Source organism: Burkholderia sp. AU15512 (genome assembly GCF_002223325.1).
Lineage (GTDB): Bacteria > Pseudomonadota > Gammaproteobacteria > Burkholderiales > Burkholderiaceae > Burkholderia.
In genome coordinates, this window is record NZ_NKEX01000004.1 from 405,051 (window position 1) to 426,230 (window position 21,180).

General features: G+C 67.9%; 16 protein-coding genes. 5 read left to right on the forward strand and 11 right to left on the reverse strand.

Annotated elements, in window-relative coordinates; all coding sequences use genetic code 11:
* Positions 1-11 precede the first annotated feature (11 nt).
* Positions 12-1,460 carry a xylulokinase gene (locus CFB43_RS14485; protein ID WP_089495535.1) on the reverse strand — a complete coding sequence of 483 codons (1,449 nt, stop codon included), beginning with the start codon at positions 1,458-1,460 and terminating at the stop codon, positions 12-14.
* A gap of 440 nt (positions 1,461-1,900) precedes the next feature.
* Between CFB43_RS14485 and CFB43_RS14490 the strand changes: the two genes are divergently transcribed.
* A complete protein-coding gene (locus tag CFB43_RS14490) occupies positions 1,901-3,277 on the forward strand; it encodes a nucleobase:cation symporter-2 family protein (RefSeq protein WP_179254836.1) in 1,377 nt (458 codons plus the stop codon).
* 413 nt (positions 3,278-3,690) lie between these two features.
* On the opposite strand, the gene CFB43_RS14495 is transcribed toward CFB43_RS14490, so the two are convergent.
* The 3 genes from CFB43_RS14495 to CFB43_RS14505 are packed head-to-tail and all read right to left on the reverse strand — an operon-like array spanning position 3,691 to position 9,704.
* Complete coding sequence (locus tag CFB43_RS14495) at positions 3,691-5,214, reverse strand: efflux transporter outer membrane subunit (RefSeq protein WP_089495537.1); 1,524 nt, start codon at positions 5,212-5,214, stop codon at positions 3,691-3,693.
* Positions 5,214-8,414: an efflux RND transporter permease BpeB gene (gene bpeB / locus CFB43_RS14500; RefSeq protein ID WP_039368427.1), complete on the reverse strand. Its 3,201-nt coding sequence runs from the start codon at positions 8,412-8,414 to the stop codon at positions 5,214-5,216. The genes CFB43_RS14495 and bpeB overlap by 1 nt, the downstream gene beginning before the upstream one ends.
* Before the next feature lie 15 nt (positions 8,415-8,429).
* Positions 8,430-9,704, reverse strand: coding sequence for an efflux RND transporter periplasmic adaptor subunit (locus CFB43_RS14505; protein ID WP_089495538.1), 1,275 nt, complete (start codon positions 9,702-9,704; stop codon positions 8,430-8,432).
* A gap of 401 nt (positions 9,705-10,105) precedes the next feature.
* On the opposite strand from CFB43_RS14505, the gene CFB43_RS14510 reads away from it, so the two are divergent.
* Positions 10,106-10,747, forward strand: coding sequence for a TetR family transcriptional regulator (locus tag CFB43_RS14510; RefSeq protein WP_089495539.1), 642 nt, complete (start codon positions 10,106-10,108; stop codon positions 10,745-10,747).
* Positions 10,748-10,830: 83 nt separating this feature from the next.
* Here the strand turns inward: CFB43_RS14510 and CFB43_RS14515 are convergent, their stop codons facing one another.
* The gene (locus CFB43_RS14515; RefSeq protein ID WP_089495540.1) at positions 10,831-11,496 is read right to left on the reverse strand and encodes a cysteine hydrolase family protein; all 666 of its coding nucleotides are present in this window, start codon (positions 11,494-11,496) and stop codon (positions 10,831-10,833) included.
* A gap of 152 nt (positions 11,497-11,648) precedes the next feature.
* Between CFB43_RS14515 and CFB43_RS14520 the strand changes: the two genes are divergently transcribed.
* Positions 11,649-12,665 carry a helix-turn-helix domain-containing protein gene (locus CFB43_RS14520; RefSeq protein WP_089495541.1) on the forward strand — a complete coding sequence of 339 codons (1,017 nt, stop codon included), beginning with the start codon at positions 11,649-11,651 and terminating at the stop codon, positions 12,663-12,665.
* Between the two features lie 41 nt (positions 12,666-12,706).
* Here the strand turns inward: CFB43_RS14520 and CFB43_RS14525 are convergent, their stop codons facing one another.
* From CFB43_RS14525 to CFB43_RS14550, 6 genes are all read right to left on the reverse strand, one after another.
* Positions 12,707-13,414, reverse strand: a complete 708-nt coding sequence (locus CFB43_RS14525) for a CoxG family protein (protein ID WP_089456843.1) — start codon at positions 13,412-13,414, stop codon at positions 12,707-12,709.
* A gap of 28 nt (positions 13,415-13,442) precedes the next feature.
* Positions 13,443-13,802, reverse strand: a complete 360-nt coding sequence (locus tag CFB43_RS14530) for a DUF427 domain-containing protein (protein WP_089495542.1) — start codon at positions 13,800-13,802, stop codon at positions 13,443-13,445.
* A 132-nt stretch (positions 13,803-13,934) separates the two neighbouring features.
* Positions 13,935-14,372: a carboxypeptidase regulatory-like domain-containing protein gene (locus CFB43_RS14535; RefSeq protein ID WP_089495543.1), complete on the reverse strand. Its 438-nt coding sequence runs from the start codon at positions 14,370-14,372 to the stop codon at positions 13,935-13,937.
* 105 nt (positions 14,373-14,477) lie between these two features.
* The gene (locus CFB43_RS14540; RefSeq protein ID WP_089440919.1) at positions 14,478-15,962 is read right to left on the reverse strand and encodes a DegQ family serine endoprotease; all 1,485 of its coding nucleotides are present in this window, start codon (positions 15,960-15,962) and stop codon (positions 14,478-14,480) included.
* A 111-nt stretch (positions 15,963-16,073) separates the two neighbouring features.
* The gene (locus CFB43_RS14545) at positions 16,074-17,420 is read right to left on the reverse strand and encodes an ATP-binding protein (RefSeq protein WP_089495544.1); all 1,347 of its coding nucleotides are present in this window, start codon (positions 17,418-17,420) and stop codon (positions 16,074-16,076) included.
* Between the two features lie 3 nt (positions 17,421-17,423).
* Positions 17,424-18,086, reverse strand: a complete 663-nt coding sequence (locus tag CFB43_RS14550) for a response regulator (RefSeq protein ID WP_021164091.1) — start codon at positions 18,084-18,086, stop codon at positions 17,424-17,426.
* Positions 18,087-18,272: 186 nt separating this feature from the next.
* On the opposite strand from CFB43_RS14550, the gene dacB reads away from it, so the two are divergent.
* Positions 18,273-19,805, forward strand: coding sequence for a D-alanyl-D-alanine carboxypeptidase/D-alanyl-D-alanine endopeptidase (dacB, locus tag CFB43_RS14555; RefSeq protein WP_089495545.1), 1,533 nt, complete (start codon positions 18,273-18,275; stop codon positions 19,803-19,805).
* Positions 19,806-20,204: 399 nt separating this feature from the next.
* Complete coding sequence (locus CFB43_RS14560; RefSeq protein ID WP_089495546.1) at positions 20,205-21,119, forward strand: sterol desaturase family protein; 915 nt, start codon at positions 20,205-20,207, stop codon at positions 21,117-21,119.
* Positions 21,120-21,180: the final 61 nt, after the last annotated feature.

The following is a 21,180-nucleotide window of genomic DNA, read 5'->3' on the forward strand; positions in this document are numbered from 1 at the left end:
AGTGTTCGAGTTTAAACGCCCGTCGTGAACCATGCATCCGTTCGCGCATACAGATCGACGAAGCGTGCGTGGCGCGCGGCCAGCGCGCGATCGCCGCGCGGCGCGGCAACCGGCGACGCGGACGGCGCCAGCGCGTGCAGCGCGTCCTCCCGCCAGTGCCCGATCGCGACGCCCGCGAGCAGCGCGGCGCCGCGCGTCGCGGCGTTCGGGCAGTCGATCGCGTGGAGCGACGCGCCGAGCGCATCGGCCAGCAACTGGCGCCAGCGCGGATCGACCGAGCCGCCGCCCGCGAGACGCAGCATCGCGACCGGATCGCCGCGCTCGGCGTCGCGGATCGCATCGAGCCCGGCGCGCAACGCGAACGCGACGCCTTCGAACGCGGCGCGCATCATCGCGCCGCGCGTGTCGCCGAGCCCGAGGCCGAGCCAGCCGCCGCGCGCATCGGGGTTCATCCACGGCGAACGCTCGCCCGTCAGGTACGGCAGGAAGCACAGGCGTTCCGACGCCGCGTGGGCGAACGCGTCGTCATACGCATCGGCCCACTGCGCGTAGCCGAGCCAGCCGCGCACGGCTTCGAGCGCGAGCCCGACGTTCTGCATCGCGGCCATCGTGTAATAGCCGCCGGCCGCCGCACGATAGCGATGCAGCCCGCGTCGCGCGGGCGGCAGCGCATCCGCGAGCACGACGATCTGGCCGCCGCTGCCGGTCGTCAGCAGCGCGTCGCCGGCGGCGGCAAGCCCGCTGCCGAGCGCCGCGCATGCGGTGTCGGCCGCACCCGTCGCCAGCGGCACACCGGCCGGCAGGCCAAGCGCTGCGGCAGCCTGCGCGCCGAGCGTGCCGCAGCGCGCGCTCGACGGAAGGACCGGTGCGAACCGGTCGGCAGGCAGGCCGAGCGCGTCGATCAACGCGAGATCCCATGCACCGTCGGGTGTCGCGAGCGCGGTCGCGCACGCGTCGCTCGGATCGGCCGCGACGGCGCCGCCCAGCGCGATGCGCAGCCAGTCCTTCGGCTGCACGGCCCAGCGCGCGGCGCGCAGCGCTTCGGGTTCATGTGTGGCCAGCCAGCGCAACAGCGGGCCGGCCATGCCCGGCGCGACGGGGTTCGGTGCGACGGGCAGGCCGGCGGTGCGCCGATCGGCCGCCTCCGCTTCGCGCACCGCGCGCGTGTCGGGCCACAGCAGCGCGGGACGCACCGGCTGCCCTGCCGCATCGATCAGCACGACACCATGCATCTGCCCCGAGAATCCGATCGCGGCCACCTGCGCACGCTCGTCGGCCGGCAGCCGCACGGCCGCGCGCACGAGCGCCTGCCACCACGTATCGGGCGCGATCTCGGCCCAGCCGGGCTGCGGCGACGACAGCGCATAAGGTTCGCTCGCGACCGCCCGCTCGACGCCGTCGGCATCGAGCGTGACGAGTTTGACGGAGCCGGTGCCGAGGTCAATTCCGAGCAGGCGCATGACGTGAGGGCGAATTCGAATGAACGGATGTCGATGATAACGGGATCGTGATGCGCGCCCCGTTTTTTGCCGCTACCGCGGAGGGCCGAAAAACGCGGTCGCCGGCCGGGTTCCACCCGGCTGCACCTTGCGGGCAAAAGCGGCCGTTCGCGGGTTAACCCGGCACGATTTTTCCCAGGCACTTTTTGCCACTATGCCGCCCGCCCGATACACACCATAAAGCGGCCGATATTTGGCACGGGGGCCAGCGCTATTTTGAAGGGCTATAAAACCAGGGAACCTCACTCCTACGGCCGTTTCCCGATGATCGACACCCTGTTCCATGCCGAAATGGCATATCGAACCAGCAAAGAACGGAATAGAACCCAGCACTCTTGTTGCATGGATTCATTCCGAATAATTTCGTATCACCCCGAAAACAAGATCATGGAGTGAGACAGATGCAATCGAACACGGTCCATCCGTGCGATGAGGTGCTGCCGACCGGCAAGCTGGTAACGCTTGGCCTGCAGCACGTCCTCGTCATGTACGCCGGCGCTGTCGCCGTGCCGCTTATCGTCGGCGCCGCGCTCAAGCTGCCGAAAGACCAGATCGCGTTCCTGATCAGCGCCGATCTGTTTTCGTGCGGCATCGCGACGCTGATCCAGACGCTCGGCCTGTGGATCTTCGGGATCCGCCTGCCCGTCATCATGGGCTGCACGTTCGCGGCAGTCGGCCCGATGATCGCGATCGGCACCAACCCCGGCCTCGGCATCCTCGACATCTTCGGCTCGACCATCGCGGCCGGCATCATCGGCATCGTGCTCGCGCCGATGATCGGCAAGCTGTTGCGGTTCTTCCCGCCCGTCGTCGTCGGCACCGTGATCGCGGTGATCGGGCTGTCGCTGATGGAAGTGGGCATCAACTGGGCGGCCGGCGGCGTCGGCAACCCCGAATACGGCAGCCCCGTCTATCTCGGCCTGTCGCTGCTCGTGCTCACGCTGATCCTGCTGATCAACAAGTACGGCCGCGGCTTCGTCGCGAACATCTCGGTGCTGCTCGGCATCGTCGCCGGCTTCGCGATCGCCTTCGCGATCGGCCGCGTGAATACCGATGGCGTCGCGCACGCACCGTGGGTCGGCTTCGTGATGCCGTTCCACTTCGGCCTGCCGCACTTCGACCCGCTGTCGATCGTGACGATGGTCACGGTGATGTTCGTCACGTTCATCGAATCGACCGGCATGTTCCTCGCGGTCGGCGACATGGTCGATCGCCCGGTCAACCAGGAGCGCCTCGTGCGCGGCTTGCGTGTCGACGGTCTCGGCACGCTGATCGGCGGCATCTTCAACTCGTTCCCGCATACGTCGTTCTCGCAGAACGTCGGCCTGATCGGCGTGACGGGCGTGAAGAGCCGTTTCGTGTGCGCCACCGGCGGCGTGATCCTCGTGCTGCTCGGCCTGTTCCCGAAGATGGCGCAGGTCGTCGCCTCGGTGCCGCCGTTCGTGCTCGGCGGTGCGGGCATCGTGATGTTCGGGATGGTGGCGGCGAACGGCATCAAGGTGCTGTCGAAGGTCGACTTCGTGAACAACTCGCACAACCTGTTCATCGTCGCCGTGAGCGTCGGCATGGGTCTCGTGCCGGTCGTGTCGCCGCACTTCTTCTCGAAGCTGCCGCCCGCGCTCGCGCCGATCCTGCACAGCGGCATCCTGCTCGCCTCGGCGACGGCCGTGATCCTGAACATCGTGTTCAACGGCGTGAAAGGCGAGAAGGACGCACGCTGCGACATCCGTCGCGCCGGACACGACTTCGATGGGCGTCCCGCCGACGTGCACCACTGATCGCCTCGCGCCGGACGACGGCGCGGAGAAGCGGTAACGAAAAACGCCACGGCATGCCGTGGCGTTTTGTTTCTGCGGGTGCGGGAAGCTGCGCGGTGATCGGTCGGACAGCTGGGCGTTCGGACAGGCGGACAGCTGGACGGTCGAACGGCGGAACAGGCGGTGGCGCGTGAAAGCGGGTCGCCCGCGGGCGCGGCGCGATGATGCCGAGTCGCCAAGCAGGATGGCTGGTCCGACGCTATAAGCGGCACCAGAATCCGACACGCGCATCGTCACCCCAACCGTTTTCGCGCCGCACGAATCGACTACGCAAAAGAAAACGCCACGGACTTTCGTCCGTGGCGTTTTCGATTCCGCAACCAGCCGGTTCGAAGGACAAGCACGATCGAAACCGCGCCTGCCCCTCCTTGCGCTTACCCGTTCGTCACCGTTGCCGACGCAGGCGCCGGAGCGGCCGCCTTGTCGTAGTCGACCGGTGCATCCGGCGCGCGCGGCGTTTCGCCGGCCCGCTCGATCCACCCGCCGCCCAGCGAACGGTACAGGTTGACCAGGTTGGTCCAGCGTGCCAGACGCGCATTGATCAGCGACTGCTGCGCCGAATACAGGTCCGTCTGCGCGGTCAGCACCGACAGGTAGCTGTCGACACCGTTCTTGTAACGCAGGTCCGACAGGTCGAAGCGACGCTGCTGCGCGTGCTCGTTGCGCTCCAGCGCCGCGATCTGCTGGTCGTACGTGCCGCGTGCGGCCAACCCGTCCGCCACGTCGCGGAACGCCGACTGGATCGCCTTCTCGTAGTTCGCGATCTCGATGCGCTTCTGCACGTGCGCAAGATCGAGGTTCGCGATGTTCGAGCCGCCTTCGAAGATCGGCAACGCGATGCTCGGCGCGAACGACCATGCCGCCGTGCCGGCCTTGAACAGGCCGCCGAGCGTCGGGCTCGCGGTGCCGAACGCGGCCGTCAGCGAGATCTTCGGGAAGAACGCCGCACGTGCCGCACCGATGTTCGCGTTCGCCGCCAGCAGCGACTGCTCGGCCTGCATCACGTCGGGGCGACGCGTCAGCAGGTCGGACGGCAGGCCGGCCGGCACGTCCGTCAGCAGGTTCTGCGCGTCGAGCGGCATGCCCGCCGGCAAATCGTCCGGCAGCGGCTCGCCGATCAGCAGCACCAGCGCGTTCAACGCCTGCGCGCGTGCCCGTGCTTGCGCCTGCTGGTTCGACAGCGCCTGCTCGACCACCGTCTGCGCCTGACGCAGCTCGAGCTCGGAGCCCGTGCCGTTGTCGAACTGCAGCTTCGTCAGGTTGTACGAGTCCTGCGCCGTCTTCAGCGTGTTCTCCGTGACCTTCAGCAGATCGTCGGTCGACAGCAGCGTCAGGTATTGATCCGCCACCTGCGACACCAGCGAGATCTCCGACGCCTGCCGCGCATACGCGGTCGACAGGTACTGCGCGAGCGCCTGGTCCTTCAGGCTCTGCACGCGGCCGAACAGGTCGAGTTCCCACGACGCCGACAGCCCGACGTTGTAGGTCGTCGTGATGTTCCGGCCCGGCGCCACCGACAGCGCATTCGGCAGGCGCTGACGATTACCGGTACCCGTCGCATCGATCGTCGGGAACAGGCCCGCGCGCGTGATCTGGTACTGCGCGCGCGCCGCCTCGATGTTCAGCACCGATACGCGCAGGTCGCGGTTGTTCTTCAGCGCGATCTCGATCAGCCGCTGCAGGCGCGGATCCACGAAGAACTCGCGCCAGCCGATGGCGGTTGCAGCTTGCCCGTTCGCGCTGCGCGCGCCGGCCGCACCCGGCTGCGTCGCATAGACGCCGCCGGCCGGGTACGCCTGCGCGACGGGTGCATCGGGCCGCTTGTAATGCGGCGCCATCGTGCAGCCCGTGGCGAAGAGCGCGACCGCGATTGCAGTCAAAGCGTGTTTTTGCATCATCACTGTCCCTTGTTGCCTTCGTCGCCGTTGCCCGGCTTCTCTTCGTGGTGCGAGTGCTCCTGAGCCAGGCGCAGCGCCTCGTCGACGTCTTCCTTCTCGCCGCTGAAGATCGCGCGGATCTTCACGAAGAACATCGGGATCATGAAGATCGCGAGGAACGTCGCCGTGATCATCCCGCCGATCACGCCCGTACCGATTGCGTGCTGGCTCGCCGAACCCGCGCCGTTGCTGATCGCGAGCGGCATCACACCGAGAATGAACGCGAGCGACGTCATCAGGATCGGACGCAGCCGCAGGCGCGCCGCTTCCAGCGCGGCCTCGATCGGCCCCATCTTCTCCGTCATCTGCAGTTCGCGCGCGAACTCCACGATCAGAATCGCGTTCTTCGCGGACAAGCCCACGGTCGTCAGCAGGCCGACCTGGAAGAACACGTCGTTCTCGAGGCCGCGCATCGTTGCCGCGAGCAGTGCACCGATCACGCCGAGCGGCACCACCATGATCACCGAGAACGGGATCGACCAGCTTTCATACAGCGCCGCGAGACACAGGAACACGACGAGGATCGAGATCGCGTACAGGATCGGCGCCTGCGAACCGGACTGGATTTCCTGGAACGACAGGCCCGTCCACGAATAGCCGATACCGACCGGCAGCTTCTTCGCGATCTGTTCCATCGCAGCCATCGCCTGACCCGTCGACTTGCCCGGTGCGGCCTGACCCTGGATTTCCATGGCCGACACACCGTTGTAGCGCTCGAGCTTCGGCGAACCGTACGTCCAGTGACCGGTCGCGAACGAACTGAACGGCACCATCCCGCCCGACCCGTTGCGCACGTACCAGATGTTCAGGTCTTCCGGCGTCATCCGGAACGGTGCGTCCGCCTGCACGTAGACCTTCTTGATCCGGCCGTCGGTATCGAGGAAGTTGTTCACGTACTTCGACGCCCAGGCGATCGAGAACGTCTGGTCGATCGCATCCGCCGTCACGCCGAGCGCGTTCGCCTTCTCGCGATCGATGTCGACCTTGTACTGCGGCGTATCGTTCAGGCCGTTCGGACGCACACCCTGCAGCGTCGGATCCTTCGAGGCCATCCCGAGCAGCTGGTTACGCGCGGCCATCAGCGCATCGTGGCCGAGACCTGCGTTGTCCGTCAGCTCGAAGTCGAAGCCGGCAGCGGTGCCGAGTTCTGGAATCGACGGCGGGTTGAACGGGATCACGATCGCGTCCTTGTAGCCCGCGTAGCGCCCGAACATCCGGCCGATCAGCGCCTGCACCTTCTGGTTCGCATGCTGACGCTGCGAGTAGTCCTTCAGGCGAACGAACACGAGACCGGAGTTCTGGCCGCGGCCGGCGAAGCTGAAGCCGTTGACCGTGAACGCCGATTCGACGATTTCCTTCTCGTCCTTCAGCAGGTAGTCGGAAATGTTCGCGAGCGTCTTCGCGGTCGTTTCCTGCGTCGAGCCCGACGGCGTCTGCACGATCACGAACATCAGGCCCTGGTCTTCATCCGGCAGGAACGACTTCGGCAGGCGCACGAACAGCAGGCCGACCGCGACGATCACGACCAGATAGATGATGAGCCAGCGGCCCGAGCGCTTGATCACGTGGTGCACGCCGACGTGGTACTTGTCGCGGCTGTTGTTGAACGTGCGGTTGAACCAGCCGAAGAAGCCCTTCTTCTCTTCGTGATGCCCTTGCGGGATCGGCTTGAGGATCGTCGCGCACAGGGCCGGCGTCAGAATCAACGCGACCAGCACCGACAGCACCATCGCCGACACGATCGTCAGCGAGAACTGACGATAGATCGCGCCGACCGAGCCGCCAGAGAACGCCACCGGCACGAACACCGCCGACAGCACGAGCGCCACGCCGACGAGTGCGCCGGTGATCTGGCCCATCGCCTTGCGGGTCGCCTCCTTCGGTGACAAGCCCTCTTCCGCCATCACCCGCTCGACGTTCTCCACCACCACGATCGCATCGTCCACCAGCAGGCCGATCGCGAGTACGAGGCCGAACATCGACAGCGTGTTGATCGAGAAGCCCACCATCGACATGATCGCGAACGTGCCGAGCAGCACGACCGGCACCGCGATCGTCGGGATGATCGTCGCCCGCAGGTTCTGCAGGAACAGATACATCACGAGGAACACCAGCACGATACCTTCGAGCAGCGTCTTGACCACTTCCTCGATCGACAGCTTCACGAACGGCGTCGTGTCGTACGGGTACTTCACGACGAGGCCGTGCGGGAAGAACGGCGCCAGTTCGTCGATCTTCGCGCGCACGGCCTTCGCGGTGGCGAGGGCGTTCGCGTTGGTCGCGAGCTGGATACCGAGTGCCGCGGTCGGCTGACCGTTGTACTTCGTGTCGAAGTTGTAGTTTTCACCGCCGAGCTCGAGCTTCGCGACATCCTTCAGGCGAACCTGCGAGCCGTCCTGGTTGACCTTCAGCAAGATGTTGCCGAACTGCTCGGGCGTCTGCAGCAGCGTCGACTCGGTGATCGTCGCCTGCAGCATCGTGCCCGGCGTGGACGGCGTGCCACCGATCTGGCCGCCTGCGATCTGCACGTTCTGTGCGGAGATCGCGGTCGACACGTCGACCGGCGTGAGGCCGTAGTTCGTCAGCCGGGTCGCATCGAGCCAGACCCGCATCGCGTACTGCGAGCCGAACAGCGTGACGGTACCGACGCCGTTCAACCGGCTGATCGGGTCCTTCACGTGCGACGCCACGAAGTTCGCGAGGTCGTACTTGTTCATGCTGCCGTCTTCGGAGTTGAAGGCGAGCACCAGCAGGAAGCTGCTGCTCGACTTCGTCACCGAGAGGCCGAGCTGCTGCACGACCTGCGGCAGAATCGGCGTCGCGAGCGACAGCTTGTTCTGCACCTGAACCTGTGCGATGTCGGCGTTGGTACCCGGCGCGAAGGTCAGCGTGATCGTCGCGTTGCCCGAGTCGTCACTGGTCGACGACATGTACAGGAAGTTGTCGAGACCGCTCATCTGCTGCTCGATCACCTGCGTCACCGTGTCTTCCACCGTCTTCGCGGAAGCGCCCGGGTAGTTCGCGGTGATCTGGATCGAGGGCGGCGCGATCGTCGGATACTGCGAGATCGGCAGCGTGAAGATCGCCGCAACCCCGGCCAGCATCAGGATGATGGCGATCACCCACGCGAAGATCGGGCGATCGATAAAAAACTTTGCCATGAAACAGGCTCCCTGTTATTGCGCGCTCGAAGCAGCGGCAGCACTCGCCGGCGCGGCGCCCGATGCGGCAGCACCGGAAGCGGCAGCGGCGCCGGAACCGGCGGCAGCCGGCGCGGCGGTGGCGGCGACGCCCGATGCGGCGGCAGCCGCCGGTGCGAGCTGTGCCGGTACCGACTTCACGGTCGCACCCGGGCGCACCTTCTCGCCGCCCTGCACGATCACGTGGTCGCCCGCTTGCAGACCGCCTTCGACGATCCAGTTCGGGCCCTGCATGCCGGTGGTCTTCAGCGGACGCGGCTCGACCTTGTTGCTGGCGTTCACCACCATCGCGATCGCCTGGCCCTTCTGGTCGTGCGTGACGCCGATCTGCGGCACCAGGAACGCGTTCTCGTTCACGCCTTCCTCGATCCGTGCGCGCACGAACATGCCCGGCAGCAGCACGCGGCCCGGGTTCGGGAACACCGCGCGGATCGTCACCGAGCCGGTGGCCTGGTCGACCGTCACGTCCGAGAACTGCAGCTTGCCGGCTTCCGAGTAGGTCTTGCCGTCTTCCAGGATCAGCGACACCTTCGCGGCGCCCGGGCCGCTCGTCTTCAGGCGGCCGCTCTGCACGTCCTGGCGCAGCTTCAGGCCTTCGAGGCTCGACTGCGTGAGGTCGACATACACCGGATCGAGCTGCTGCACCGTCGACATCAGCGTCGCCTGGCTCGCCTGCACGTACGCGCCCGGCGTCACCTGCGAGATGCCGACACGGCCGGTGATCGGCGACACGACGTCGGTGTAGCCGAGGTTGATCTGCGCGGTATCGACCGCTGCCTTGCCGGCCGCGACGTCCGCCGCGGCCTGGCCTTGCGTGGCCACTGCGTTGTCGTAGTCCTGCTTGCTGACCGCGTTCGCGGCCACCAGCACCTTGTAGCGCGCGACCAGTGCGTTCTGCGTGACGAGGTTCGCCTGAGCCTTCGCGAGCGTTGCCTTCGCGCTGTTCAGTGCGGCGACGTACGGCGCCGGATCGATCTTGTACAGACGCTGGCCGGCCTTGACGTCGGTGCCTTCGGTGAATTCACGACGCAGCACGATGCCGTCGACTCGTGCGCGCACCTGCGCGACGAGGAATGCGCTGGTGCGGCCCGGCAGTTCGCTGAAGACCGGTACGGCTTGCGGTTGGACGGTGACGACGCCGACTTCCGGCGTTTGCGGCGGCGGTGCCGATTCTTTTTTCCCGCACGCGGCCAGGAAAACGGCGGCCGTCGCGACAGTGATTAAGCGGTATGGAACCCGTTCGACGCGCATGGAGCGACCTCTGTGTATAACCAATGGAATAAGTGCCGCACCCCACCGGAGGGAGCGCGACACGGATGCGCCTCACGGCGCAGATCGAACACCTGAAATACTGGACTGCTAGATACAGCAAGCGGCACGAAACCTCCGTGCCGACAGGTTGCCCCGCACTGCGGACTGGAACTTTGGCGGGAATCAGCAGAGTGGGATATTAACTGATTGCCACTTGGGTCATTCGATCGTAGGGTGGTATTGTATATACATTCATGAATGTATGTAAAAAGCCCGTTTATGCCCCGCCTGCCGTCCAGTCTTACGGATTGTTACCAATCGCAAGCATAGCCAGTCTATATGACTGCGCAGAGGGTTGCAGACCCTAAATTCACCTACGCTCATTCCAATCAGGCCTGCACATGGTCAGACGTACCAAGGAGGAGGCGCTCGAGACGCGTAACCGCATTCTCGACGCCGCCGAACACGTGTTCTTCGAGAAGGGCGTGTCGCACACGTCGCTCGCGGACATCGCCCAGCACGCCGGCGTGACGCGCGGTGCGATCTACTGGCATTTCGCGAACAAGAGCGAACTGTTCGACGCGATGTTCGACCGCGTGTTTCTGCCGATCGACGAGCTGAAGCGGATGCCGCTCGACGCGCCGGGCGGCAATCCGCTCGATAAGATCCGGCAGATCCTGATCTGGTGCCTGCTCGGCGTGCAGCGCGACGCGCAGTTGCGCCGCGTGTTCAGCATCCTGTTCATGAAGTGCGAGTACGTCGCGGATCTGGAGCCGCTGCTCCAGCGCAACCGTGCGGGCATGAGCGAGGCGCTGCACGCGATCGATGCCGATCTCGCGGGGGCCGTGCGGCTCAAGCTGCTGCCCGAGCGGCTCGATACGTGGCGCGCGACGCTGATGCTGCACACGCTCGTCAGCGGTTTCGTGCGCGACATGCTGATGCTGCCCGACGAGGTCGACGCCGAGCAGCATGCGGAAAAGCTCGTCGACGGCTGTTTCGACATGCTGCGCTTCAGCCCGGCGATGCTGAAGGACGGCGACTGACCGCGCGTCGAGCGCGCGCTTGCGGGGTTGTTTGTTTCATCGGGCGGCGCGCCGCCCGCGCCCTCCCCCCTCTCCCTCCCGTTTCAGGCCACCGTCGCGCGCTGCGCGCGGGCCCGCCGGTTCGACGCGGCGACCGAATCGCGCTTCGGCATCGGCGCACCGGCCAGCCCCGCGATCCACGCGTCGGTCGACATCACGGCCGCGAAGTTCGACTGGAACACGACCGCGTACGTGCGGTGAATCTCCTCGGCGCTCACCGCGCCAGCTTCGTTCTCGTACGGCAGCGCACCCGTCGCGTCGTTCAGGTACTCGACATTCAGCCCCGCGTGCGCCGCGTGATAGACCGTCGACGCATTGCAGTTGTGCGTCATGTAGCCGGCCACCGTGAGCGTGTCGATCCCGTGCGCGTCGAGCCACGCAGCGAGGTCGGTCCCGGCGAACGAGCTTGCCTGCTGCTTCTCGATCAGGTGCGCATACGGCCGGCCGGCAACGACCGCGTGCAGCGCGACGCCGTCGGAGCCGGGCGCGAAGATCGGCGCGCCGGCCGGTGCGACGTGCTGGACGACGATCACCGGCACGCCGGCCGCATGCGCGGCGTCGATCGCGCGGCCGATGTTCGCGAGCGACACGTCGAGCGGCGGATAGTCGATCGGCAGGTTGCCCGTCACGTATTCGTTCTGGACGTCGATCACGATCAGTGCACGACGGGGAACGGTTTGGGAAGCGGAATGCGGGACGGCGTTCGACATGACGGGCTCCTGGTGCGGTGGCGCGGCCCCGCCCCGGAACGGGACGGCCAGCGGCGCGATGCGATGCATTGTCGGCGCGCATCGCTCACCGGGACAGTGGCCCGATAGCCATTCTTCGATAGAATCGGGCCATCGCCATTCCGGATCCCGCCATGACCGCCGCCGCCTCGTCCACCCGGACCGCCCAGCCTGCTCCGACCGTCGTCGCCGTGATCGCGTACGACGGCATCAGCCCGTTCCACCTGTCGGTGCCGTCGGTCGTATTCGGCAAGGAACGCGACGCGGCCGCCTCGCCCGCGTTCGAGTTCCGCGTCTGCTCGGCCGAACGTGGCCCGCTGTCGACGACGGGCGGCTTCACGATCACCGCGCCGTACGGGCTCGACGGGCTCGACGAGGCGGACATCGTCATCGTGCCGGCATGGCGCGACCCGGACGAAGCGCCGCCCGACGTGCTGCTCGACGCTGTCCGCGCGGCCGCCGCGCGTGGCGCGCAGCTCGTCGGGCTGTGCCTCGGCGCGTACGTGCTCGCTGCGGCCGGCCTGCTCGACGGCCGCCCGGCCACCACGCACTGGGCGTGGGCCGACGACTTCGCACAACGCTTTCCGCGCGTGAAGCTCGATCCGGACGTGCTGTACGTGGACGACGGCAACCTGATGACGTCGGCCGGCACGGCCGCCGGGCTCGACTGCTGCCTGCACGTCGTCCGGCTGCGCTTCGGCTCGGACGCCGCGAACCAGATCGCGCGCCGCCTCGTGATCCCGCCGCACCGGCAGGGCGGGCAGGCGCAGTACGTGCCGCAGCCGGTGGCCGCGCACCCGCGCGATGCGCGGCTCGCGGGCCTGCTCGACTGGGTGCGCGCCCACCTCGACGCCGCACACAGCGTCGATTCGCTCGCCGAACGCGTGCTGATGAGCCGGCGCACGTTCACGCGCCACTTCCGCCAGGCGACCGGCACGACCGTCACCGCGTGGCTGCAGGCCGAGCGGCTCGCGCGCGCGCAGCATCTGCTGGAAACCACCGGGCAATCGATCGATGCGATCGCGCAGGCGGCCGGCTACGGGTCGAGCGTGTCGCTGCGCCAGCATTTCGCGGGCGCGCTCGGCACGTCGCCGTCGGCATATCGAAGGGAATTTCGCGGCGCCGGAGCCGGCGCCGAGGTCGTGCGGTAACGCGCGCGGCGAGCAGCCTCGCAGCGGAACCGTCCGGCCGCTCAGCCGCCGTTGATCCAGCGCGCCGCGTACAGCAGCAGCGCGACGAAGACGATCATCGCGGCCCACGCCCACACGGGCACGGTGCCGGCGCCGCGATGCGGGAGCGCGCTGGCGGCACGCCCGCTCAGCGCACCGCCAAGGTGCGGCGGCAGCGCACGCTTCGTCGCGGCCACCAGCGACGCCGGCCGCAGGAACACGTGCTGGCGCCGTGGCACGGCCGAGCGCGCGCGATTCGGTGCAAGACCGTGCTTCGCCTGCACGACCGTGCAGAATTCACGGAAGAAATCGTCGGTCCATTCGCGCAGCGTGTTTTCGATCTGCCGCCCCGGCAACTCGGTGAGCGGGCCGCTTGCCGTCGCCCAGACGACGTACTCGATGCGCGTGGCGTTCGCATCGTCATCCGGCATCAGCACGAGTTCGACCTGGCCGCGCAGCGCGCCAAGCCCGTCGGCCCGCGCCTTGAAGTTGAGCACGCGGCGCGGCTGCCCTTCCGCGTCGCCCTGCTCCGCGGCCGCATGCGCGCGCACGTCGTAGCGGGCGCGCAGCGGGCCGAGCGGCACCGTGATCGTCAGCGCAAACTCGCCATGCGCAAGCTTCACGAAGGATTCGCAATGGTCGAAGCTCGCGCGCAGCAACGCGAGATCCTCGAATGCCTCCCGCACGACGGGCGGGGCGAGCGGTATGCGTAACGTGTCGTTCAGTTCCATGACGCCTCCCCGATGAACACGCGCCGCATCAGGACGTCTCGACGAGACTGTCGATCCGTGCGGCGTCGAAGGCAACGTAGTGCGCGAGCGCCAACGCAGCCGCCTTCGGTGCCTCGTAACTCCACGCGGCGTTCTCGATCACGCCGTCTTCGGTCTGCAAGTCGAAGTGCACGGCCTCGCCCCTGAACGGGCAGGCCGACGTAACCCCCGACTTCACGAGCCGGCGCATGTTGACGTCGCTGCGCGGCAGGTAGTGGATGTCCGGCAGGCCCGTTTCGCGCACGGTCAACGCGCCGTGCGAATCGGCGTACGTAATGCCGCGATGGATCACGCGCACGCGATGGCGGTTCGGCACGATTTCGAGACGAGGGTCGGCTGCGTCGGACATCGTTTCTCCTTGGGGCGGCCCGGCCAGGCCGGACTCAGGAAACGAAAAAGCCACGGCACGAGTGCCGTGGCTTTCATTATGGGCGAAACCGCAGCCGAATGCGCAACCCCGGCCGGGGCCGCGCGCGGCGGGCTACTGTGCGCTCCACTGGAAGGCGGTTTTCGCGCCACCCTTCGCGCCGACCGTGACGGCGTGGGATTCCTCGTTGCCCTGGTACGACGCCTGCACCGTATAGCGGCCCGGAGGCACCTTCACGAGCATGTACGGCCCGCGCGCGTCGGTCTTCAGCACTTCGGTACCCTTGCCGTCGACGATCCGCACATGGACGTCGGCCAGGAACTCACCGCCCTTGCCGGTGAACCGCAGCGCCAGCGGCCAACTCGGCTCGTTGCGCTGGAACGCCGTCGATTCGTCCAGCCCGACGCCGCCGGACACGAAGGTGACGTCGCCCTGCTGGCGCGCGGCGGGCAAGCCGTCCGACTGCGCGTACGCGCCGGTCGCTCCGGCTGCGAGGCCGGCGGCCAGCGCCGCGGCGACGGCAAATCGGGACACGTTGCGTAGATATTGCATGGCTCTCTCCTTGGGGTCGGAACACATACAGGGCGCCGCATCACACCTTCAGTACGGCGGCGGCGCCCGCCGCGGCCGGCCTGGCCGGCCATCGGCCGTCGCCGGTCAGCTCAGGTCGACCGGCACGAAGATCTGTGCATTATCGCGCTGGATCAGTAGAGCAAGACTGTTGCCCGCCCCCTTGACCGCGTCGCGCAACTGCTCGGGGCTCGTGACCGGGCGGCCGTTGACCGCGAGGATCACGTCGCCGGGCTGGATGCCCGCGTTGGCGGCCGGCCCGCCGGCCTGCTGCACGATCAGGCCATGCGACAGGTTGGCAGCACTGCGCTCCTGCGGCGACAGCGGACGCACCGCAACGCCCAGGCGTCCCTGCTCGACCGGACCGCCGTCGTTCGACGCGAGCTTCGCGTCGGCCATCGCGCCGAGCGTCACGCTGATCGACTTCTTCGACTTGTCGCGCCAGATCTGCAGGTCGGCCTTCGAACCCGGCTTCAGGTTCGCGATCTGCGCGGGCAGCGACGTCGAATCGGCGACCGGCGAGCCGTTGACCGACAGGATCACGTCGCCCGGCTGCAGGCCGGCCTTCGCGGCCGGACCGTTGGCGTCGACCGAGCTGACGAGCGCGCCGTCCGGCTTCTGCAGTCCGAACGAGCTCGCGAGCGTCTGGTTCAGCCCCTGCACGGCGACGCCGAGGCGGCCGCGGCTCACGTGGCCGGTCTTCACGAGCTCATCCTTCACCTTGATCGCCTCGTTGATCGGGATCGCGAACGACAGGCCCTGGAAGCCGCCCGTCTGCGAGTAGATCATCGAGTTGATGCCGATCACCTCGCCCTGCAGGTTGAACAGCGGGCCGCCCGAGTTGCCGGGGTTCACCGGCACGTCGGTCTGGATGAACGGCGTGTAGTTCTCGTCCGGCAGCGCGCGCGACTTCGCGCTGATGATGCCCGACGTGACCGTGTTGTCGAAGCCGTACGGCGAACCGATCGCGACGACCCACTGGCCGACCTTGCTCTGCGCCGGGTCGCCGATCTTCACGGTCGGCAGGCCGCTCGCGTCGATCTTCAGCACCGCGACGTCCGACTGCTTGTCGGAGCCGACGACCTTCGCCTTGTATTCGCGCTTGTCGGTCAGCTTGACCGTGACGACGTTCGCGCCGTCGATCACGTGCGCATTGGTGAGGATGTACCCGTCGGAGCTGATGACGAACCCCGAACCGAGGCTCGCGCTCGGCTGGTCGTCCGGCTGCGCGTCGCCGCCCATGCCCGGCACCTGGCCGTAGAAGTGCTTGAAGAACTGGTAGAACGGGTCGCTCGGATCGATCGGCAGCTGCGGCTGCGGCACGCGCCGCGACACCTGCTTCACGACGTGCTTCGCGCTGATGTTCACGACCGCCGGGCCGTAGGTCTCGACGAGCCCGGAGAAATCGGGGATGCCGGTCTTCGCGGCCGCTTCGGCCGGCATCAGTGCGGCGGCCTGCGCGGGCGTGATGATCTGCGGATCGGCGCGGTGGGTGCCGGCGACATAACCGGCGGACAGGGCGGCCGCCACGGCGACCGCGACGGCGCCGCGCGCAAGGAATCGGGTATTCATCGTAGGACCTCCTCTTTGTTAGGACGCAGCGTAACGACCCTGACTTAAAGGAGGCTTAATCAGCCTTAAGCGGGGCTTAAGCGGCCGCCGGCGCCTGCGCGGGGTCGTGCTTCACACGGATTCGGACGGCTGCGGCGCCTCGGCCGGCATCTCGGCATCGCGAAACACGACGCTGACGAGCAGGCCGCCCGCGGCCGCGTCGCCGAGCGACACCGTCGCGCCCTGCTGCGCGGCCACGCGCTTGACGATCGCGAGCCCGAGCCCGCTGCCCGACACGTCGGTGCGCGCCCGCGCGGAGCTGTCGCGGTAGAAGCGGTCGAACACGCGTTCGCGCTCGTCGGCCGGAATGCCGGGCCCGCTGTCGCCGATCTGCACGCACGCGCGGCCGGCCGCGTCGCGGGTCAGCGATACGTCGATGCGGCCGCCGTCCGGCGTGTACTTCACTGCGTTGTCGAGCAGGTTGCCGAACATCACGCGCAGCGCGCCGACGTCCGCGACGACGCTCGCCGCGCGCGTCTCCTCGAAGCCGAGATCGATGTCGCGCCGTTGCGCGAGCGGCGCAAGCGCGGCCACGCATTCGGCGAGCAGCGCCTGCAGGTCGACCGGCTCGCGCATCGTCGCGCCATCTGGTTCGGCGCGGGCGAGCGCGAGCAGTTGCTCGGTGAGGCGCGTCGCACGCGACACGCCATCCTGGAGATCGGCGATCGCCTCGCGGCGCGACGCGTCGTCCTTCGCACGGGCGACGAGCTGTGCCTGGATCTGCACGGCCGCGAGCGGCGTGCGCAGTTCGTGCGCGGCATCGGCCACGAAGGCCTTCTGCGTGTCAAGCGCGGCCGCCAGCCGGGCGAGCAGCCCGTTCAGCGCGCGGACGAGCGGCTGCACCTCGAGCGGCAGGCGCCCATCGGGCAGCGGATCGAGCGCTTCCGGCCGGCGCGCCTCGACCGCGCGCGTCACGCGGCCGAGCGGCGCGAGCCCGCGTCCGACGATCACCCACACGGCCGCGCCGAGGAACGGCAACAGCACGATCAGCGGCCACAGCGTGCGCAGCGCGACGTTCGCCGCGAGCCGGTTGCGCACCGACAACGGCTGCGCGAGCTGCACGACGTTGTCGCCGACGATCGCGCCGTACACGCGCCATTCGCCGCGATCGGTGCGTTCGGTCGAGAAGCCGAGCTCCGCGCGCGGCGCGATCGGCGCACGCGGATGCGAGAAGTACATCAGCACGCCGTTGCGGTTCCAGATCTGGATCACGATACCTTCGTCGCCGTTGGTGCGCGAACCGAACACCTGCGAGAACGGCTCGGACGGCAAGGCCGCGGCGATTTCCTGCAACTGGTAGTCGAACAGTTCGTTCGCTTCGGCGAGCGCCTGCCGGTAGATGAGCCAGCCCGCGAGGCCCACGCCCGCGACGACGATCGCGAGCAGCCAGATCAGCAATTGATGACGAATCGACCTCACGCGTCAGCTTTCCTTGACGACCATGTAGCCGAGCCCGCGCACGTTGCGGATCAGGTCCGAGCCGAGCTTCTTGCGCAGCGCGTGGATGTAGACCTCGACCGTGTTGCTGCCGATCTCCTCGCCCCAGCCGTACATCTTCTCCTCGAGCTGGCTCTTCGACAGCACCGCGCCGGGCCGCGCGAGCAGCGCCTCGAGCAGCGCGAACTCGCGCGCGGACAGCGCGACGGGCGCGCCGTCGAGCGTCACCTGGTGCGAAGCGGGATCGAGCGTCAGCGCGCCGTGGCGGATCAGCGATTCGCTGCGCCCGGCCTGGCGACGGATCAGCGCGCGCATCCGCGCGCCCAGTTCGTCGAGGTCGAACGGCTTGACGAGGTAGTCGTCGGCGCCCGCGTCGAGCCCCTTCACGCGGTCGGCCACCGCGTCGCGCGCGGTGACGATCAGCACCGGCAGCGCCAGCCCGCGTGCGCGCAGCGTGCGCAGCACGTCGATGCCGTCGCGCTTCGGCAGGCCGAGATCAAGCAGCAGCAGGTCGTACGTCTCGCCGCCGAGCGCCGTCAGCGCGGCGTCGCCGTCCTGCACCCAGTCGACCGCGAAGCCGTCCGAGCGCAGCGCCTTGCGCACGCCTTCGGCAATCATTCGATCATCTTCGACAAGCAGAATCCGCATCGGGACAGGCATCCATGGGGCGAGTCAAACACGCCGACCATTGTAGCGCCGCGAACCGGGCGCGCGGCACCGTGCAATGCAACAGAAAGGCGGATTGCAAGGGGGCTGTCCGGACTTGTCTCTACAATGTGCGCTTTGGCGCCGCGCGCGCCCTGCCCGAACGTCGTGCTTCCCCCGTATTCGCTCATGCCGATTTCCGATCTTTCCACCCGGTTCGCCCCCCGCGCCCGCGTCTGCCTGAAGGCGGCCGCCATCGTCGCCACCTGCACGGCCCTCGCCTTCGCGCCGCCCGCGCAGGCCCGCAAGAAATCCCACAAGGAAGCACGCAAGACGGCCGTCGTGTCGCCGGCCGCGCGCGCGGCCGGCCTGCCGGCGTCGGTGCTCGTCGCGCTGCAGCGCGCGAAGGTGCCGGCGTCGGCGATGAGCGTCGTCGTCGAGCGCGTCGGCGATCCGGAGCCGCTGATCGCGTGGAATGCGAGCCGGCCGATGATGCCGGCCTCGACGATGAAGCTCGTGACGACCTTCTCGGGCCTGTCGATCCTCGGCCCCGACTACCGCTGGCGCACCACCGCCTACACGGACGGCACCGTCGACCCGGACGGCACGCTGCAGGGCAACCTGTACATCAAGGGCACCGGCGATCCGAAGCTCGTGCCCGAAGAGCTGATCGATCTCGTCGACAAGCTCCGCAAGGCCGGCGTCAAGCGCGTGGCAGGCGGACTCGTACTCGACAAGAGCTACTTCGCGACCTCGACGCGCGACCTCCCTTCGTTCGACGACGACGCGAGCGCGCCGTACAACGTCGGCCCCGATCCGCTGCTGTACGCATTCAAGGCCGTGTCGTTCACGGTCACGCCGGGCGACGACGGCAAGGTGGCCGTCGACGTGCTGCCGCCGCTCGCGGACCTGTCGATCGACAACCAGCTGGTCGAAGGCACGGGCTCGTGCAGCGCGGCCGCCGCGGCCGCGCGCCCGACGCTGACGGCCGGCGGCGGGATCATGACCGCCTCGTTCGCGGGCGACTACCCGCTGCGCTGCGGCGCGCACACGACCAACCTCGCGATCCTCGATCACACGACGTTCTTCGCGCGCGGCTTCCTCGCGCTGTGGCAGCAGGACGGCGGCACGATCGCCGGGCCCGTGAGCGAGGGCAAGGTGCCGACCGCCGCGCGGCCCCTCGCCGTGCATCACAGCCCGGTGCTCGGCAGCATCGTCTACGACATCAACAAGTTCAGCAACAACGTGATGGCGCGCAACCTGTTCCTGACGATCGGCGCGGTCAGCGGCAAGCCGCCCGCGACGCCCGAGCAGTCGAGCCGCGTGATCCAGGCGTTCCTGCAGAAGAACGGCATCGCGATGCCCGACCTCGTGCTCGAGAACGGCTCGGGCCTGTCGCGCGAAGAACATGTGAGCGCGCTGTCGCTCGCCGCGCTGCTGCAGGCCGCGAACGCGAGCCCGGTCGCGCAGGCGTTCGTCGATTCGCTGCCGATCGCCGGCATCGACGGCACGATGAAGAACCGCCTCACCAACGCAAGCGTGCTCGGCAACGCGCACATCAAGACCGGCACGCTGCGCGACGTGCGCGCGATCGCCGGCTACGTCGCCGGTGCGGACGGCCAGAGCTACATCGTCGTGAGCTTCATCAACAACGACCACGCGGAAGCCGCGCGCGCCGCGCACGACTCGCTGCTCGAGTGGATCTACGCCGGCGCGCACTGACGTCGCCGCGCGCCGCGACATAAGGCACGCCGGCGGCCTGCTGCCGGCGCGCGTCGGCCCGCCTCGGCATCGGGCGGCACCGCGCAGCGGGTCGCCCTGACGCGCCGCCGGGGCCGCCTGCCGGCGCCTGCGCACACCGAATCCCGCCCTCTCCGGTTTGAAACGCCGGCCGCCACCGGCGCGCGACACACCGCGCGCCACCCACGACCGCAAAACAGGGCCACACCGCCCGCCCCCGTGCCGCGCGGCTTCCGTAAAAACCCTGTCCTCAGAGGGAACCCTCTACGCTGCCCCCTCGCCTAGCGCTTGGCGATTGCGTAGGCTGTTGGCCTGACCGATATCTACAACGGGCCATACGCCCGGCCTCAAGGCTTGCAGGGGAAAGAAGGAGACACGCCCATGCGATTCGACGTCGAATTGCTTCTGCTCGCGCTGGCGCCCGTCTTCCTGCTCTGCATCGCGTGGGAGGCCTGGCACCTCGCCCGCACCCGTGCGCAGGACGCTGTCTATGCGTGGCGCGACACGCTGTGCAACGCGGCGCTCGCGCTGATGCACCAGGGCGCCGACAAGGTCGCATGGCTGTTCGTGATCCCCGTCTATGCGTACTGCTATCAGCACTATCGCCTGTTCACATGGCATGACGGCTGGCTGTCGTTCGCGGTGCTGTTCGTCGCGCAGGATTTCCTCTACTACGTCTTTCATCGCGCGAGCCATCGCGTGCGCTGGCTGTGGGCCGCGCACGTCGTGCACCACTCGTCCGAGCGGATGAATTTCTCGACAGCGTTCCGCCAGAGCCTGATGTACCCGGTCGCGGGGATGTGGGTGTTCTGGCTGCCGCTCGCGTTCGCCGGTTTTCCGCCGCAACAGGTCGTCGGCATCGTGCTGATCAACCTCGCGTTCCAGTTCTTCGTGCATACGCAGGCGATCGGCAAGCTCGGCTGGCTCGAATACGTGCTGAACACGCCGTCGATCCACCGCGCGCACCATGCGCGCAACCCGCGCTACATCGACCGCAATTACGCAGGCGTCCTGGTGATCTGGGATCGCCTGTTCGGCAGCTATGTCGAGGAAACGCCCGACGATCCGCCGCAGTACGGAATCGTCGAGCGGCTAGGCTCGAACAACCCGCTCGTCGCGACGTTCCACGAGTGGATGTCGATGGCCGGCGACGCGTTGCGCGTCGGCGGCTGGCGCAACAAGCTGCGCGCGATTTTCGGCCCGCCCGAATGGGCGAGCGCTTATCATGCGCAGATTGCCGAGGCCGCGAACCCCGATCCGCGCACCGTGCCGCTCGCGGCCGCGCGAGACCAATAAACCGTTTCAGCCAACGGCCGCCGCGCAGCCCGGAACCGAGCAGGCACGCGGCAGATGAGAA